The organism is Kutzneria viridogrisea DSM 43870, from assembly GCF_000525635.1.
GTDB lineage: Bacteria > Actinomycetota > Actinomycetes > Mycobacteriales > Pseudonocardiaceae > Kutzneria > Kutzneria viridogrisea.
The window spans coordinates 3651646-3666092 of sequence record NZ_CP007155.1; the positions used below are offsets into that span (position 1 = coordinate 3651646).

The 14447-nt window shown below is 72.2% G+C and carries 9 protein-coding genes; 7 read left to right on the forward strand and 2 right to left on the reverse strand.

Features of this window, described 5'->3' with window-relative positions:
* Positions 1-42: 42 nt before the first annotated feature.
* The 5 genes from KALB_RS16390 to KALB_RS16410 all read left to right on the forward strand — a co-directional run bounded on the left by KALB_RS16390 (position 43) and on the right by KALB_RS16410 (position 11658).
* Entirely contained in the window at positions 43-1272 is a 1230-nt protein-coding gene (locus KALB_RS16390; protein ID WP_025356796.1) for an MFS transporter, read from the forward strand.
* Positions 1269-2981, forward strand: coding sequence for a fatty acyl-AMP ligase (locus tag KALB_RS16395; RefSeq protein WP_148309488.1), 1713 nt, complete (start codon positions 1269-1271; stop codon positions 2979-2981). The genes KALB_RS16390 and KALB_RS16395 overlap by 4 nt, the downstream gene beginning before the upstream one ends.
* Positions 2978-9262 carry a type I polyketide synthase gene (locus KALB_RS16400; protein ID WP_148309489.1) on the forward strand — a complete coding sequence of 2095 codons (6285 nt, stop codon included), beginning with the start codon at positions 2978-2980 and terminating at the stop codon, positions 9260-9262. Before KALB_RS16395 ends, KALB_RS16400 begins: the two co-directional genes overlap by 4 nt.
* A complete protein-coding gene (locus KALB_RS16405) occupies positions 9259-10200 on the forward strand; it encodes an alpha/beta hydrolase (RefSeq protein ID WP_025356798.1) in 942 nt (313 codons plus the stop codon). Before KALB_RS16400 ends, KALB_RS16405 begins: the two co-directional genes overlap by 4 nt.
* 234 nt (positions 10201-10434) lie before the next feature.
* Positions 10435-11658, forward strand: coding sequence for a PucR family transcriptional regulator (locus KALB_RS16410; protein WP_025356799.1), 1224 nt, complete (start codon positions 10435-10437; stop codon positions 11656-11658).
* Positions 11659-11830: 172 nt separating this feature from the next.
* Here the strand turns inward: KALB_RS16410 and ppk2 are convergent, their stop codons facing one another.
* Both ppk2 and KALB_RS16420 read right to left on the reverse strand, forming a co-directional pair.
* Positions 11831-12625 (reverse strand): polyphosphate kinase 2, encoded by a 795-nt coding sequence (ppk2, locus tag KALB_RS16415; protein ID WP_025356800.1) that lies wholly within the window; start codon positions 12623-12625, stop codon positions 11831-11833.
* Between the two features lie 13 nt (positions 12626-12638).
* Positions 12639-13019, reverse strand: a complete 381-nt coding sequence (locus KALB_RS16420; RefSeq protein ID WP_025356801.1) for a tetratricopeptide repeat protein — start codon at positions 13017-13019, stop codon at positions 12639-12641.
* On the opposite strand from KALB_RS16420, the gene KALB_RS16425 reads away from it, so the two are divergent.
* Together KALB_RS16425 and lipB are read left to right on the forward strand one after the other, a co-directional pair.
* Positions 13018-13719: a M24 family metallopeptidase gene (locus KALB_RS16425; RefSeq protein WP_030111778.1), complete on the forward strand. Its 702-nt coding sequence runs from the start codon at positions 13018-13020 to the stop codon at positions 13717-13719. The genes KALB_RS16420 and KALB_RS16425 overlap by 2 nt on opposite strands.
* A gap of 35 nt (positions 13720-13754) precedes the next feature.
* Positions 13755-14384, forward strand: coding sequence for a lipoyl(octanoyl) transferase LipB (lipB, locus tag KALB_RS16430; RefSeq protein WP_025356803.1), 630 nt, complete (start codon positions 13755-13757; stop codon positions 14382-14384).
* Positions 14385-14447 lie beyond the last annotated feature (63 nt).

Below are 14447 nucleotides of genomic sequence, written 5' to 3' on the forward strand. Positions count from 1 at the left end.
CACAGGTCGGACATCGGCGTCGGCGAAGGGGAGTCATCACCGATGAATACCCCTCGCTGGTGGCCGGTACTGGTCATTACCGCGCTGGTCGCATTCATTACCGCCCTGGACAACACGATTGTCGCCGCCGCCGCACCGTCAATCGGCCGGGAACTCGGTCTGGGTATCGGTCAGCTGCAATGGACCGCGCTGGCCTACATGATTCCGTTCGCGCTGTCGCTGCTGGTCAGCGGCGGGCTGATCGACCGCTGGGGGCAGCGCGCCACCCTGGGCTGGGGCCTGGTCGCCTTCGGCGCGGGCGCGCTGCTGTCCGCGCTGGCCCGCACCGCGCCCCCGCTGCTGGCGGGCCGGGTCGTGCAGGGCTGCGCGGCGGCCTTCCTGGTGCCCGGCACGCTCAGCCTGCTGCGCGGTGTGGGCTCGCAGCGGCGGCGCACGACCGGCACCGCGGTGTGGACCGCCGCGCTGGCGGTCGCGCTGGCCGCCGGTCCCGCCGCGGGCGGGCTGTTCAGCCAGTACCTGCACTGGAGCTGGATCTTCTACGGCAACCTGCCGTTCGCGCTCGCCGCGCTGGCGCTGCTGCCCCTGCTGAGGTGCACCCCGGCGGGCGGTTCCGGCAGCTCGGTGCGGGTGCTGCGCGGGCAGCGGCGGTTCCAGGGCGCACTGCTCGTGCAGGTGCTGTGGGGGCTGGGCGTCAGTGGGGTCGTGTTCTTCACCCCGCTGGTGCACCAGGACTGGGTGGGCCTGGACCCGACCGGTTCCGGCCTGCCGCTGGCCCTGGTCGCCGTGGCCCTGGTGCTGGGCGCCCCGCTGGTGCCCGGCGCCGTGGACCGGCTCGGCACCCGCAGCACCGTGGTCGGCGGGTTGCTGCTGGTCGCCACGGGGCTGCTGGCCATCGCGGCGGTCAACCACCTGCCCGAGATCGGCCCCCGCGTGCCCGGCCTGCTGCTCACCGGATTCGGCTCGGCCTTCACCGTGCCGCTGACCTCCTGGTCACTGGGACTGCTCGCCGACCGGCACGCCGGAACGGCCGCCGGAATGCTCACGGCCTCCCGTGAACTGTCCAGTGCCGCCGGGGTGGCGCTGATCGGTGGAGTACTGCTCGCGATCAGATCCCTGTGGATGATGGGTGGTTCCGCTGATCCCCCCGCATTGGCCGCCGGATACACCGCGGGACTGCTTACCGCCGCAGTGCTCCAACTGGCCGCAGCCGCCTTGGCCGCTCGAATTCTGCACGAGGATTTTGTCCGCCACGAGGTATTGGGGGCACAGTGACAACGGTCGATGAAAGCGTGCACGAGTCCTCGGCCATTCGGGCGCGGACGAGCCTGCCCGCGCTGTTGGCGGAATGGGCGGCGATACTGGGCGACCAACGGGCCGTGACCTACCTGGACCACGCCGCGGGGCACGAGGGCGTGCCGGTGTCCTGGAGCTGGCAGGAGCTGGACCAGCGGGTCAGCGCCGTGGCGGCCTGGGTGGCCAGCCGGGTCGGCCGCGACGAGCGGGTCGCGATCCTGGCCAGGCAGGGCCTGGAGTACGTGGCCGGGTTCCTCGGCGTGCTGCGCGCGGGCGCCATCGCGGTGCCGCTGTTCGGCCCCGACCTGCCCGGCCACACCGGGCGGCTGACCGCCGTGCTGGCCGACTGCCGCCCCTCCCTGGCGCTGACCACCCGCGCGGAGCTGCCCGCGGTCACCCGCTTCCTCGGTTCGGCGACCCCGGTGCTCGCGATCGACGCCATCCCGCCAGCCGTGGAGCACGAGCACTTCCACGTGGACCCGGACGACCTGGCCTACCTCCAGTACACCTCCGGCTCCACGCGCACCCCGGCCGGGGTCATGATCACGCACGCCAACGTGGTTGCCAACGCGCGGCAGGGCGTCACCGGCTACGGGCTGACCACCGGCCGCAACTGCACGGTCAGCTGGCTGCCGCTGTTCCACGACATGGGCCTGGTGCTGTCCATCGCGGCCCCGGTGGTCGGCGGGCTGCGCTCGGTGTTCATGGACCCGGTGGCCTTCATCGAGCGCCCCGAGCGCTGGCTGCGGGCGCTGTCGGCCAACCCCGGCGCGATCAGCGCCGCGCCCAACTTCGCCTACTCCTACTGCGCGAGCCGCGTGGACGAGCACACCAAGGCCCGGCTGCGGCTGGGCACCGTGCACGCGCTGATCAACGGCAGTGAGCCGGTGCAGCCCGCCGCGCTGGCCCGCTTCCGGACAGCCTTCGCCGCGAGCGGGTTCCGTCCCGAGGCGCAGCGCTGCTCGTACGGCCTGGCCGAGGCGACGGTCCTGGTCTCGGTGACACCCGCCGGGACCCCGCCCAGGCAGACGGCCTTCGACCGCGAGCGGCTCGCGGGCGGGGTGGCGATCCCGGTTCCCGGCGGCACCCCGCTGGTCTCCTGCGGGCGGCCCGCGGACCAGCAGGTGTGCGTGGTGGACCCCAGAACCCTGCGCGAGCTGCCCACCGGGCACGTCGGGGAGGTGTGGGTCAGCGGGGACAACGTGGGCGTGGGCTACTGGGGCCGCCCGGAGACCTCCGACGACACCTTCGCCGCCGCCAGGGCGGGCGAGCATCGAGGGCACTGGCTGCGCACCGGGGACCTCGGCGTGCTGCACGAGGGCGAGCTCTACATCACCGGCCGGATCAAGGACCTGGTCGTGGTGGACGGCCGCAACCACTACCCGCAGGACCTGGAACTGACCGTGGAACAGGCCCATCCGGCGATCCGCCCGCACAACGTGGCCGCCTTCTCGGTGCCTGGCGAGGAGGGGGAGCGGGTGGTCGTGGTCGCGGAGAAGTCCCGGCACGTCACCGAGATCGACCCGGTGGAGGTGGGTATGGCGGTGCGCGCGGCGCTCTCGGCCGAGCACGGGCTCTCCGTGCGCGAGGTGTTCCTGCTCGAACCGGGCGGGGTCTCGCGCACCTCCAGCGGCAAGGTGTCCCGTTCGGCCTGCCGCGCCCGCTACCTGGCCGGTGAGTTCGCGTGAACCAGCAGGAGTTGCGCCGCTGGCTGCTGGACTACCTGGCCGCCAGCACGGGCATCCCGGCCGACCGGCTCTCGGTGGACCGCCCGATCCAGGACTACGGCGTGTCCTCCCGCGACGCGGTGGCCCTGGCCGGTGACCTCGGCGCCGTGCTGGGCCGCACCCTGCCCGCCACCCTGGTGTGGCAGAACCCGACCATCGCCTCGCTGGCCGCCGAGCTGCTCGGCGAGCCCGCCACGGCCGTCCCGGTCACGGCCGGTGCAGCGGGCGAGCCGGTCGCGGTGATCGGCCTGGGCTGCCGCCTGCCCGGTGGAATCGAGTCTCCGTGGGCGCTGTGGCAGCTGCTGCTGGACGGCGGCGAGACGATCGGCGAGGTGCCCGCGGATCGTTGGCCGGACGCGGAAGTCCCGCGGCGGGGCGGGTTCCTGGCGGATGTGGCCGGGTTCGACGCGGGCTTCTTCGGCATCACACCCCGCGAGGCCGCGCTGATGGACCCCCAGCAGCGCATCCTGCTGGAGGTGGCGCACGCCGCGCTGGAGCACGCCGGTATCCGGCCCAGTTCGTTGCGCGGCAGCGGAACCGGCGTGTTCGTCGGCACCAGCGCGAGCGAGTACGGCGCGCTGAGCATGGCCGATCCGTCCACTGTGGATGCCTGGTCGGCCACCGGCGCGGCGCCCAGCGTGATCGCCAACCGGCTGTCGTACGTGCTGGACCTGCGCGGCCCCAGTTCGGTGGTGGACACGGCGTGCTCCTCCTCACTGGTCGCGGTGCACCAGGCGGTGCGCAGCCTGCAACACGGCGAGTCGGACCTGGCCTTCGCCGCCGGGGTGAACCTGATGCTGACCCCCGGCGTCACGGCCACCTTCGACCGCGCGGGCCTGCTCGCCGCGGACGGCCGGTGCAAGGCGTTCGACGCCTCCGCCGACGGCATCGTGCGCGGCGAGGGCTGCGGGGTGGTGCTGCTCAAGAGGTTGGCCGACGCCCAGCGGGACGGCGACCGCGTGCTGGCGGTGGTCCTGGGCAGCGCGACGAACTCCGACGGCCGGTCCAACGGGCTGATGGCCCCCAACCCGGCGGCCCAGGAAGCGCTGCTGCGCAAGGCGTACGACTCGTGCTCGGTGGAAGCATCCACTGTGGACTACGTCGAGGCGCACGGCACGGGCACGCTGCTCGGCGACCCGATGGAGGCCGGTGCCCTCGGTGCCGTGCTCGGCCCGGGACGTGACCGCTCCCGGCCACTGCTGATCGGTTCGGTGAAGACGAACCTGGGCCACCTGGAGGGTGCGGCCGGGGTGCTCGGCCTGATCAAGGTGGTGCTGGGCCTGCACAACGGGCTGATCCCGGCGACGCGCAACTACACCGCGCCCAACCCGCACATCGACTTCGACCGCCTCGCGCTGAGCGTCGTGACCGAGCCCGTCGAGTGGCCGCGCTACGGCGGGCTCGCGCGCGCCGGGGTCTCCGCCTTCGGTTTCGGCGGCACCAACGCGCACGTCGTGCTCGCGGAGTGGCAGCGGCCCGCCAGTCCGGTTCTGTCCACACAGGACTGCCCTGAGGTGCTCGCCGTGAGCGCGCACACCGAGGACGCGGCACGTCAGCGCGCCGTGGACCTGGCCGATTTCCTGGCGGAGTCCAGCGCTCCGCTGGGCCATGTCGCCGCGGCGCTGGCCAGTCGGCGTGACCACCACGAGCACCGGCTGACCGTGGTCGGCGACGACCGGGCCGAGCTGGCCCGCCAGTTGCGTGATGCGCACCCCGTTGCGGCCAGCGAGACGGCAGGGGTCGTGTTCCTGTACTCCGGCTACGGCTCGCACTGGGCCGAGATGGGGCGCGGGCTGCTGGCCACCGAGCCCGCGTTCGCCGACGCGGTGGACGACCTGGACCCGGTCTTCGCCTGGGAGGCCGGTTTCTCCCTGCGCGAGCTGTTGCGCGGACAGGTACGGACCCAGGACATCGCGCAGTGCCAGCCAGCCCTGTTCGGCGTGCAGCTCGCGCTCACGCAGCTGTGGCGCGCGCACGGGGTCGAGCCCTCGGCGGTGATCGGGCAGTCCATGGGTGAGGTCACCGCCGCGGTGGTCGCCGGGGCACTGGACCTGGTCGATGGCCTGCGTGTGATGACCTCCCGCGCGGAGTTGTTGTCCCGCGTGGAAAGTGCGGGCAGCGGCACGATGGCCGTGGTGGAACTGTCCGAACAGGAACTCGCCGAGCGTTACCCCGACATCGAGGTGGCTGTCTACGCCTCGCCCACGCAGTGCACCGTCACCGGGGACGTGGACCGCATCACCGCGCTCGTGGCCGAGCTGTCCGCCGAGGGCAGGCTGGCCCGCAAGCTGAACTTCACCGTGGCCGGGCACTCGTCCGCCGTGGACGGCATCCTCGGCGAGCTGTCCGAACGGCTGACCGGGCTGCGCACCGCGAGCCCGCGCATCCCGTTCCACTCCACGGTGTCGCACGATCCGCGGTTCGACGCCGACTACTGGGTGGACAACCTGCGCCGTCCCGTGCGACTCGTGCAGGCCGTCCGCGCCGCGCTTGCCGAGGGCCACACCCGGTTCGTGGAGGTCTCCCCACACCCGGTGACCACCTTGGCCGTGGAGCAGACCGCGCCGGTGCTCGCGCTGCCCACCCTGCGCCGCGACGCCGACGAGCAGACCACCTTCCTCACCAGCCTGGCGGCGCTACACAGGTCGGGGCATCCCGAGGCGCTGCGCGGCCGGTACCCGAGCGCACCCGTGGTCGACCTGCCCGGCCCGCGCTGGCAGCACGAGCGCCACTGGCTACCGGCCCGCACCACCCCCACCGGCCAGCATCCGCTGCTGGGGGCGCACGTGGAGTTGCCCGAGGGCGACCGGCACGTGTGGCAGGCCGACATCGGCACCGACTCGCTCGCCTGGCTGGCCGACCACCAGGTGCACGGCACGCCGGTGCTGCCGGGTACCGCCTACCTGGAGATGGCGTTGTGCGCCGGGCGCACGGTCTTGGGCGGGCCGGTGGTCGTGAGCGACCTGGAGCTGCACCAGGTGCTGGTGCTCGCGCCCAGTACCGAGGTCACCGTGTCCGTGCGGACCACCGGCGAGGTCACGGTGCTGGCCCGGCACGACGGGCGCTGGGTGCACCACGCCACGGCCACCGTGTCCCCGCTGGCGGACTCCGCGGTCGTGGCGCTGGAACCGGTGAGCACCCCGCTGGAGGTCGACCTCTACGAGGCGCTGTCCGCGGTGGGCATGGTCTACGGCCCGGTGTTCCGCGGGCTGACCGCGGTCTGCGCCCAGGACGGACGCGCATCCGCTGTGGTGCAAGCGGTTCCCGCCTACCAGGGCTGCGGCCTGCACCCGGCGCTGGCCGATGCCTGCCTGCACGCCCTCGCGGCGGCGGCACTGGGTGAGCTGGCCGGCGAGGTCCGCGCGTACCTGCCCATGTCCCTCGGGGCGGTCCGGGTGTTGGGCGATCCGCAACGCGTTGCGCGGTGCAACGCCCGCGTGGCCCGCACCGACAGTGCGGGCGAGGGCCTGTTGGGCGATGTGCAACTCGTTGCGGATGACGGAACGGTGCTGGTGGACATCGCCGCGGTGTACGTGCGGCGGCTGCCCCGATCCGAGGTGCCCGTGCCGCTGACCGACAAGAGCTTCGAGCTCCGGTGGCAGCCCAGCGAACCCCTGCCGGAGCCCGATCCGCGCCCGCGCACCTGGCTGCTGTTCAGCGAGGGCGAGCTGGAACAGGCGGTGGAAGCGGCCTGGCTGACCTCCCGGCTCGGCGAGCGCGGGGACAGCCTGATCTGGGCCTGCGCCGACGGGGAGCACGAACTCGGCGCGGTGCTGGAACACCTGGACGAGCGCGCCGACCTGCTGGTGGTGGTCGGTCCCGCCGAGGACGAGCTCGCCGCCGACCGCGCCCGCGCGCTGCTGCTCACCCTGTCCGGGCTGGTGCGCACGCTGTGCTCGGTCAGCGGCCACCCGCCGCGGCTGTGGCTGATCACCCGGCACGGGGCGGCGCTGACCGAGGACGAGCTGCTCGTGCCCGGTACCGCCTGCCTGCGGGCGATGATCAGGGTGCTGGCCTTCGAGCACCCCGAACTCCGCGCCACCGTGGTGGACCTGGACGCCGAGACGGCCACCGGCGACCTCTACGCGGAGCTGCACGCCGACCGGGACGAGGACGAGGTGGCCTGGCGGGCGGGCCGCCGCTACGTGGCCAGGCTGGCGCGCACGGCCGTCACCCCGGGCACCGCCCCGGTGGTGCGGCCCGGCGCCTACCTGATCACCGGCGGGCTCGGCGGGCTGGGGCAGCGGGTGGCCGGGTGGCTCGCCGAGCGCGGCGCCCTGCGTGTTGTCCTCTGTGGACGAACCGATCGGGACGTGGACTCGTTGCGCACCAAGGGCATCGAGGTCACGGTGGTGCTGGGCGACCTGGCGGCGCCCGGGATCGCCGAGCGTGCGGTGGCTGCCGCGACTGAGGGTGGCCTGCCACTGCGTGGGGTGGTGCACGGCGCGATGGTCCTGGACGACCACGCCGTCACCACCATGGGGCCCGCCGACCTGGAACGGGTCTGGCGGCCCAAGGTCGCGGGCGGGCTGCGGCTGCACGCGGCGACCGAGCACCTGGATCTGGACTGGTGGCTGGTGTTCTCCTCCGCCGCCGGCGTGTTCGGATCACCGGGGCAGGCCGCCTACGCCACCGCGAACGCGTGGCTGGACGCGTTCACCCACTGGCGCCGTGCCCGCGGCCTGCCCGCGACCACCGTCAACTGGGGGCCGTGGGGTGCGGACAGGGACAACCCGGTGCTCGAACCGCTCGGGCACGCCGAGGGCCTGGCAGCGCTGGGGGTCGTGCTGTCCAGTGGACGCCATGCCACCACCGTGACCCGGCTGGACGTCACCAGCACGCTGGAGCTGTTCCCCGAGTTGGCCGACCGGCCCTTCCTGGCCGCGCTGACCAAGGGGGAGCGGCGGGGCAGCGCCGAGTGGTCCCCGCCCAGCCCCAACGCGCCGAACGCCCGCGCGCTCGTGCTGGACCGACTGTGCGTCCAGATCGCCGCGCTGACCGGGTTGTCCGTGGACCGGGTCGACCCGTCGGCGCCGCTGACCAGGCTGGGCATGGACTCGCTCATGGCGATGCGCGCCCGCGCCGCGGTGGAACGGGATTTCGGCGAGGCCCTGCCGATCACCTTGTTGCTACGCGGCGCAAGTGTCAATGAGATCACCGATCACCTGATCGGCAGGCCACCGACCACGGTGATCGGGCCGCGCGACCCGGCCGAGCGCTGGGTGGCCCAGCTGTGGCGGCAGTTGCTCGGCGAGCGGGAGTTCACCGTGCACGAGGACTTTCTCGCCGCGGGCGGGGATCCCGGGCTGCTGTGCGAACTGATCGCCGAGCGGACCGGGCAGGCCCCCGACCCGGCGGGGTTGCTGGCCCGTCCGACCATCGCGGGCATGGCCGACTTCCTGCGGGACACCGTGGACAGTGGCGCCAACGGGCCGGTGACCACGCTGCGGGCCACCGGCGGACGGCCCCCGCTGTTCCTGTTCCACCCGGCGGGCGGGCCGACCAGCGTGTACCGGCCGCTGGTGGCACTGCTGGGCGAGCAGCAGCCCTGCTACGGCTTCGAGCGGCTCGACGAGCACGACACCGTGCCCGAGCGGGCGGCCCAGTACGTGCGGCTGCTGCGGGAGATCCAGCCCAGCGGGCCGTACCGGCTGGCGGGCTGGTCCTTCGGCGGCTGCCTGGCCTACGAGACGGCCTGCCAGCTCACCGACGCGGGGGAGCGGGTCGAACTGGTCGCGCTGATCGACAGCATCCTGCCGCTGCCCACCGAGGAACCCGCGCACCAACTGGTGTTGCGCCGCTACGCCCGGTTCGCCGAGCACGTGCGGCGCACCTACGGGGTGGACTTCTCGCTGCCGCCGGAGCTGGCCGAACTGGCCGAGGACGAGCAGATCAGCCTGGTCATGGCCAGGCTCGGCGAGGTGCCCGGCATGAGCCCCGCGGTGCTGCGCCACCAGTACACGTCCTATGTGGACGCCAGATTGGCCGAACGCTTCCGGCCACGACCCTACGGAGGCAGAGTGCTGCTGTTGCGCGCGGAGGAGCCGCACCCGGTGACGGTGGAACTGGACCCGCGCTACCTGCGCACCGACGATGCGCTGGGCTGGGACGCCCTGTGCGCCGACCTGTCGGTGGTCCGGGTGCCCGGTGACCACGTGTCGATGATCGACCCACCGCACGTGGACGTGCTGGGGGCCAGACTGGCCGGGGCGCTGGCCGCGGAATCCAGGATGCCGCTGTGAACCGTCTGCTGGCAGCGCTGATGCTGCTCGGGGTGGGCACGGTCGCGCCGCAGCAGCAAGCGCTTACCGCTGACGACGGGGCCAGCGTGGTCGTGCAGTCCCAAGTGGACGCTCGCACGCTCGACCTGACGATCAGCTCGCCCGCGCTGGGCACCAGCGCCCCGGTCCGCCTGCTGCTGCCCGCCCACTGGTACGACCAGCCCGACCGCACCTGGCCCGTGCTCTACCTGTTGCACGGCTGCTGCGAGGTCGCCGACTACCAGTCCTGGACGAGGTTCACCGACGTGGAGCGGTTCACCGCGGACAAGGACGTGCTGGTGGTCATGCCCAGCGACGGGCAGGCGGGCATGTACTCGAAGTGGGCCAAGTCGGTGCCGGACTGGGAGAGCTTCCACCTCACCGAGCTGCTGCAGATCCTGCGCAAGGGCTACCGGGCCGGTGGCCCGATGGCCGTGGCCGGGCTGTCCATCGGCGGGTACGGTGCCATGGCCTACGCGTTCCGGCATCCCGGCATGTTCACCGCGGCCGCCTCGTTCAGCGGCATCCCGGACACGACCCTGCCCGCCGTGCCGGAATTCATCCAGAGCGTGCTGGCGCGGGTCGGTTACGGCCCCTGGGACCTGTGGGGCAACGAGTTCCTCAACTACCAGACCTGGGCCGAGCACAACCCCAGCGCGCACGTGGACAAGCTGCGTGGCACCGCGCTCTTCGTGTCCTGTGGAAACGGTTTTCCCGGTCCGCTGGACCCGCCGACCGGGGCCGATCTGATCGAGCCGGTCGCCCAGGTGTCCTCGCAGGCGTTCGTGGCCGCGCTGCGCCTGGGCGGTGTGCCCGTCACCACGGACTTCTACGGCGGGGGCACGCACAGTTGGCCGTACTGGGAGCGCGAGCTGCACAAGGCCTGGCCGATGCTCGCCGCCGGGTTGCGACTCGGGTGACAACTACCGGTGAGCGCTTGCTCAGCTCAGTGCACAGTAATCGACTTCTGTCACACTGCGGGGGGAAATGGAAAAACATTCCCGTTCACGCGAGTATTGACACTTGTCAGTGCGCGAAAATAGCCTTGCCGAGGCTGGAGGTTTTCCGGGCATTGGGGTTGAACCATGGTCACAGATCTTGGCAGTCGCACTCTCGCCGTTCCTAGTGCACCCGAGGACGTTCCGGTCACACCCGTGGGATCGCCGACCACCTCGAAGATCCTGGGCTCGTTCCCGCTGCACATCGCCTCGCTGTTCCGGCCGTACGCGACCAGGCTGAGCATCGAGGTGCTGCGCGAAATCCAGCGCGGTGTGCCGGAGTACAACCGGCCGGTGGAGGGCAAGTTCGGCCGCATTCTCACCGAGGCCGTGCGGCAGTCGATCCTGCACTGCATTGACAGCGTGGGCAATCCGAATGTCCCTCAGGGAGACTGGGCGAACCTCTACAAGCACGTCGGCAAGATCGAGTTCCACGAGGGCCGCCCGCTGGAATGCGTGCAGACCGCGTACCGCATCGGCACCCGCGTGGCCTGGCGGCGCTGTTCGCAGATCGGCCAGGCGCAGGGCCTGGCCACCGGCACGCTGTGCCGCCTCGCCGAGGCGATCTTCGCCTACTGCGAGGAGATCTCGGTGATGTCGGCCGAGGGCTACGCCGAGGCGCGGACCCAGGCCAGCGGGGCCAAGGAGCGCATGCGCAGGCGGCTGATCGAGGTCATCCTGTGCGACCCCGGCGCGTTGCCCCGCGATGTGGCGCAGCTGGCCGAGGAGGCACGCTGGCCGCTGCCCACGCACCTGAGCGTGGTGGTCGTGGAACCCAAGCCCGACCACCACGGCATCGCCGCCCCGACCTTGCCCGACCAGGTGATCCACGACCTGGACCGGACCACCCCCGTGCTGCTCACCGCGGACCCGGAGCGGGACCTGGTCGACCTCGCGAGCGCCCTCCCCGGCTGGCGGGCCGCCGTGGGACCGCGCGTGCGGCTGACCGAGGCCGCCGCGTCCCAGCACTGGGCCGGGCGGGCGATCGGCCTGGTCCAGCGCGGGCTGCTGCCCGACGTGCCGCTGACCTGGTGCCGGGACCACCTGTCCACGCTCTGGCTGCTCGCCGACGAGCTGCTGATGAACGAGCTGGCCAAGCAGAGCCTCGCCCCGCTGCGCGGGCTGACCGTCAAGCAGCGCGCCAGGATGGTGGAGACCCTGGCCGTGTGGCTGGAGACCGGCGGCAGCGCCCCGAAGATCGCCGAACGGCTGGAGGTGCACCCCCAGACGGTGCGCTACCGCCTGCGCAAGCTGGACGAGTTGTTCGGGGCCCGCCTGCGCAACAGCCACGACCGGTTCGAGATGGAGGTCGCCCTGCGCGCCCAGCACCTGCTCGGCGACCGAACCAGCGACGTCCTCGACGAGCCCGAACCGAGCTGACCCCGGGGCCGGGGGCGCGGGCCGCCCGGAAGGTGACTTTCACTGCGCTCAACGCAGCGAAAGCCACCTTCACGGCGTGTGGGGGGCGGCGGCCCGTCGCTGGCCGGGACTCGCGCGCGGGTGAGCGGGACTCGCGCTCGCCTGGCCGGGACTCGCGCGGGTGGGGGCCAGCTCAGCTCAGGGTGGCGGCGTGGTCGGGGACGTGGTGTTGGGTCTCCGGGGCGGGGCGTTGGTAGTCGCCGTCCTTGCCGGGCCTGGGCAGCTTGAGCTCGGGCGCGCGCACCTTGGTGTAGGGCACGGCCGACAGCAGGTGCGCGATCATGTTGATGCGGGCCCGCCGCTTGTCCTCGCTCTCCACCACCATCCACGGGGAGTACGGCAGGTCGGTGCGGCTGAACATCTCGTCCTTGGCCTTGGAGTAGTCCTGCCAGTGCTTGATCGACTCCAGGTCCATCGGGGACAGCTTCCAGCGCCGCATCGGGTCGCCCAGCCGGTCCTGGAACCGCCGGTGCTGCTCCTTCTTGCTGACCGAGAACCAGTACTTGTGCAGCAGGATGCCGTCCTCGATGAGCAGCCGCTCGAACACCGGGCACTGGTCGAGGAATCGCTGGTGCTCCTCGGGGGTGCAGAAGCCCATCACCTTCTCGACCCCGGCGCGGTTGTACCAGCTGCGGTCGAACAGCACGATCTCACCCGCGGCGGGGAGGTGCTCCACGTAGCGCTGGAAGTACCACTGGGTCCGCTGGCGCTCGGTGGGCGCGGGCAGCGCCGCGATGCGCACCACGCGGGGGTTGAGGTACTCGGTGACCCGCTTGATCGTGCCGCCCTTGCCCGCGGCGTCCCGGCCCTCGAACAGCACCACCAGGCGCGAGCCGGAGCCGCGCACCCACTCCTGCATCTTCACCAGCTCGGCCTGCAACCGGTACAGCTCCGCCTCGTACAGCTTCTTGTCCAGCCGATCACCCATGTTCGGCAACGTATTACGGACCGCCCGCCGCCGCCAACGCGGCTCGGGCCAGGTTGTGCAGGGCGAGCGCCTCGCCGTGCTGGTCCCCGGTCTCCCGGTAGATCGCGATCGACCGCTCGTGCGCGGTGACCGCCTCGGCCGGACGGCCCAGTGCCAGCAGGGTGATCCCGATGTTGTCCAGTGTGGACGCCTCGCCGTGCCGGTGGTCCAGCTCACAGCAGATGGCGAGTTCGACGTGTCCGGTGCGCAGCAGCGCTTCCGCACCGCCCTGGTCGGCATCGAGGAGGAGATCGTGGCCCGCAACCGGCGCCGCTGTCGGCCCTACCGCTACCTGCGGCCCGCACAGATCCCCAACAGCACCAACATCTGAGGCCGCGGCTACCGTCGGCACCATGACCGAGTTGATCGAGGACGAGGCGGAGCGCGCCGCCCGGCTGCTTGACGCCCAGGACAAGGCCGCGCGGCTGTTCGCCGAGGTGCGGGCGCGCGGCATCCTGGCGCCGGGGGTGCGCGAGAGCCAGGCCAGCGCGGCGATCTGCGACCTGGCCGGGGAGATGTTCGGGGTGCACCGCTACTGGCACAAGCGGATCGTGCGGGCTGGGGTGAACACCCTGCTGCCCTACCGGGAGAACCCGCCGGACCGGGTGCTGGCCGAGGACGAGATCGTGTTCTGCGACTTCGGGCCGATCTTCGAGCAGTGGGAGGCGGACTTCGGCCGCACCTACGTGCTGGGTGAGGACCCGGCCAAGCACCGGCTGTGCGCGGCCCTGCCGGTGGTCTTCGACGCGGGGCGGGCCTACTTCGAGCAGCACCCGGAGGTGACCGGCGAGCAGTTGTACGCGCAGGTCCGCACGCTGGCCGAGCAGGCGGGCTGGGAGTTCGGCGGGGAGATCGCCGGGCACCTGGTCGGCCAGTTCCCGCACGAGAAGATCGACGGCGCCAAGATCGAGTCCTACATCGCCCCCGGCAGCGACAAGCCGATGCGGCGCACCGATCGCAACGGGCAGACCGCGCACTGGATCCTGGAGGTCCACCTGGTGGACCGGGAGCGCGGGTTCGGCGGCTTCCACGAGGAGCTGCTCGACCTGGCCTGAGACCCGTGCGCTCCGGCGGACCCTAGGCTGGTGCCGTGCAGCGGGTCGATCTCGGGCAAGTCGAGTACGGGCAGGCGATCGCGGAGATGGCCGGGTGGGTGCGGCAGCGGCAGCAGGGGCTGATCGCCGACCGGCTGGTGCTGCTCAACCACCCGCCGGTGATCACCTACGGCGCGCGCACCCCGGCGGCGGAACTACCCGCGCCCGGCGCGATCCCGCTGGTGCCGGTGGACCGCGGTGGGCAGGCCACCTACCACGGGCCGGGGCAGCTGATCGGCTACCTCGTGGTGAACCTGCGGGAACGAGGACCGGCCGACGTGGTGCGCTGGGTGGAGGACGGCCTGATCCGGGCGCTGCACGCACTGGGGGTCGCCGCGATCCGCCGGGACACCCCGCCGCGCGCGCAGAGCCTGGTCGGGGTGTGGACCCCGGACCACCGCAAGCTGGTCTCGATCGGGATGCGCATCCGCGGCGGGGTGACCAGTCACGGCTTCGCGTTGAACGTGACCTCCGACCTGGCCGCGTTCGAGGCGTTCACGGCCTGCGGGCTGCCGGAGGTCGCGATGACCTCGTTGGCCGAGCTGGCCGCCGAACGCGGCGTGACCGCTCCCGTCGAGGCGGCGGTCCGTGACGCCGTGGCCGAGGCGTTCCAGGCCCGCGCGTAGTTGTCCTGCTCTGTCCTGCTGCTTGCTCCGAAAGGCCTCTTGCAACGTTGTAAAGAGAGCGCT

Excerpts from the sequence above, each read along its gene's own strand:
- KALB_RS16390 (WP_025356796.1), top strand. The coding sequence starts at position 43 with ATGAATACCCCTCGCTGGTGGCCGGTACTGGTCATTACCGCGCTGGTC.
- ppk2 (WP_025356800.1), bottom strand. The coding sequence starts at position 12,625 with ATGGGTGATCGGCTGGACAAGAAGCTGTACGAGGCGGAGCTGTACCGG.
- KALB_RS16425 (WP_030111778.1), top strand. The coding sequence starts at position 13,018 with ATGACCGAGTTGATCGAGGACGAGGCGGAGCGCGCCGCCCGGCTGCTT.
- KALB_RS16420 (WP_025356801.1), bottom strand. The coding sequence starts at position 13,019 with ATGGTGCCGACGGTAGCCGCGGCCTCAGATGTTGGTGCTGTTGGGGAT.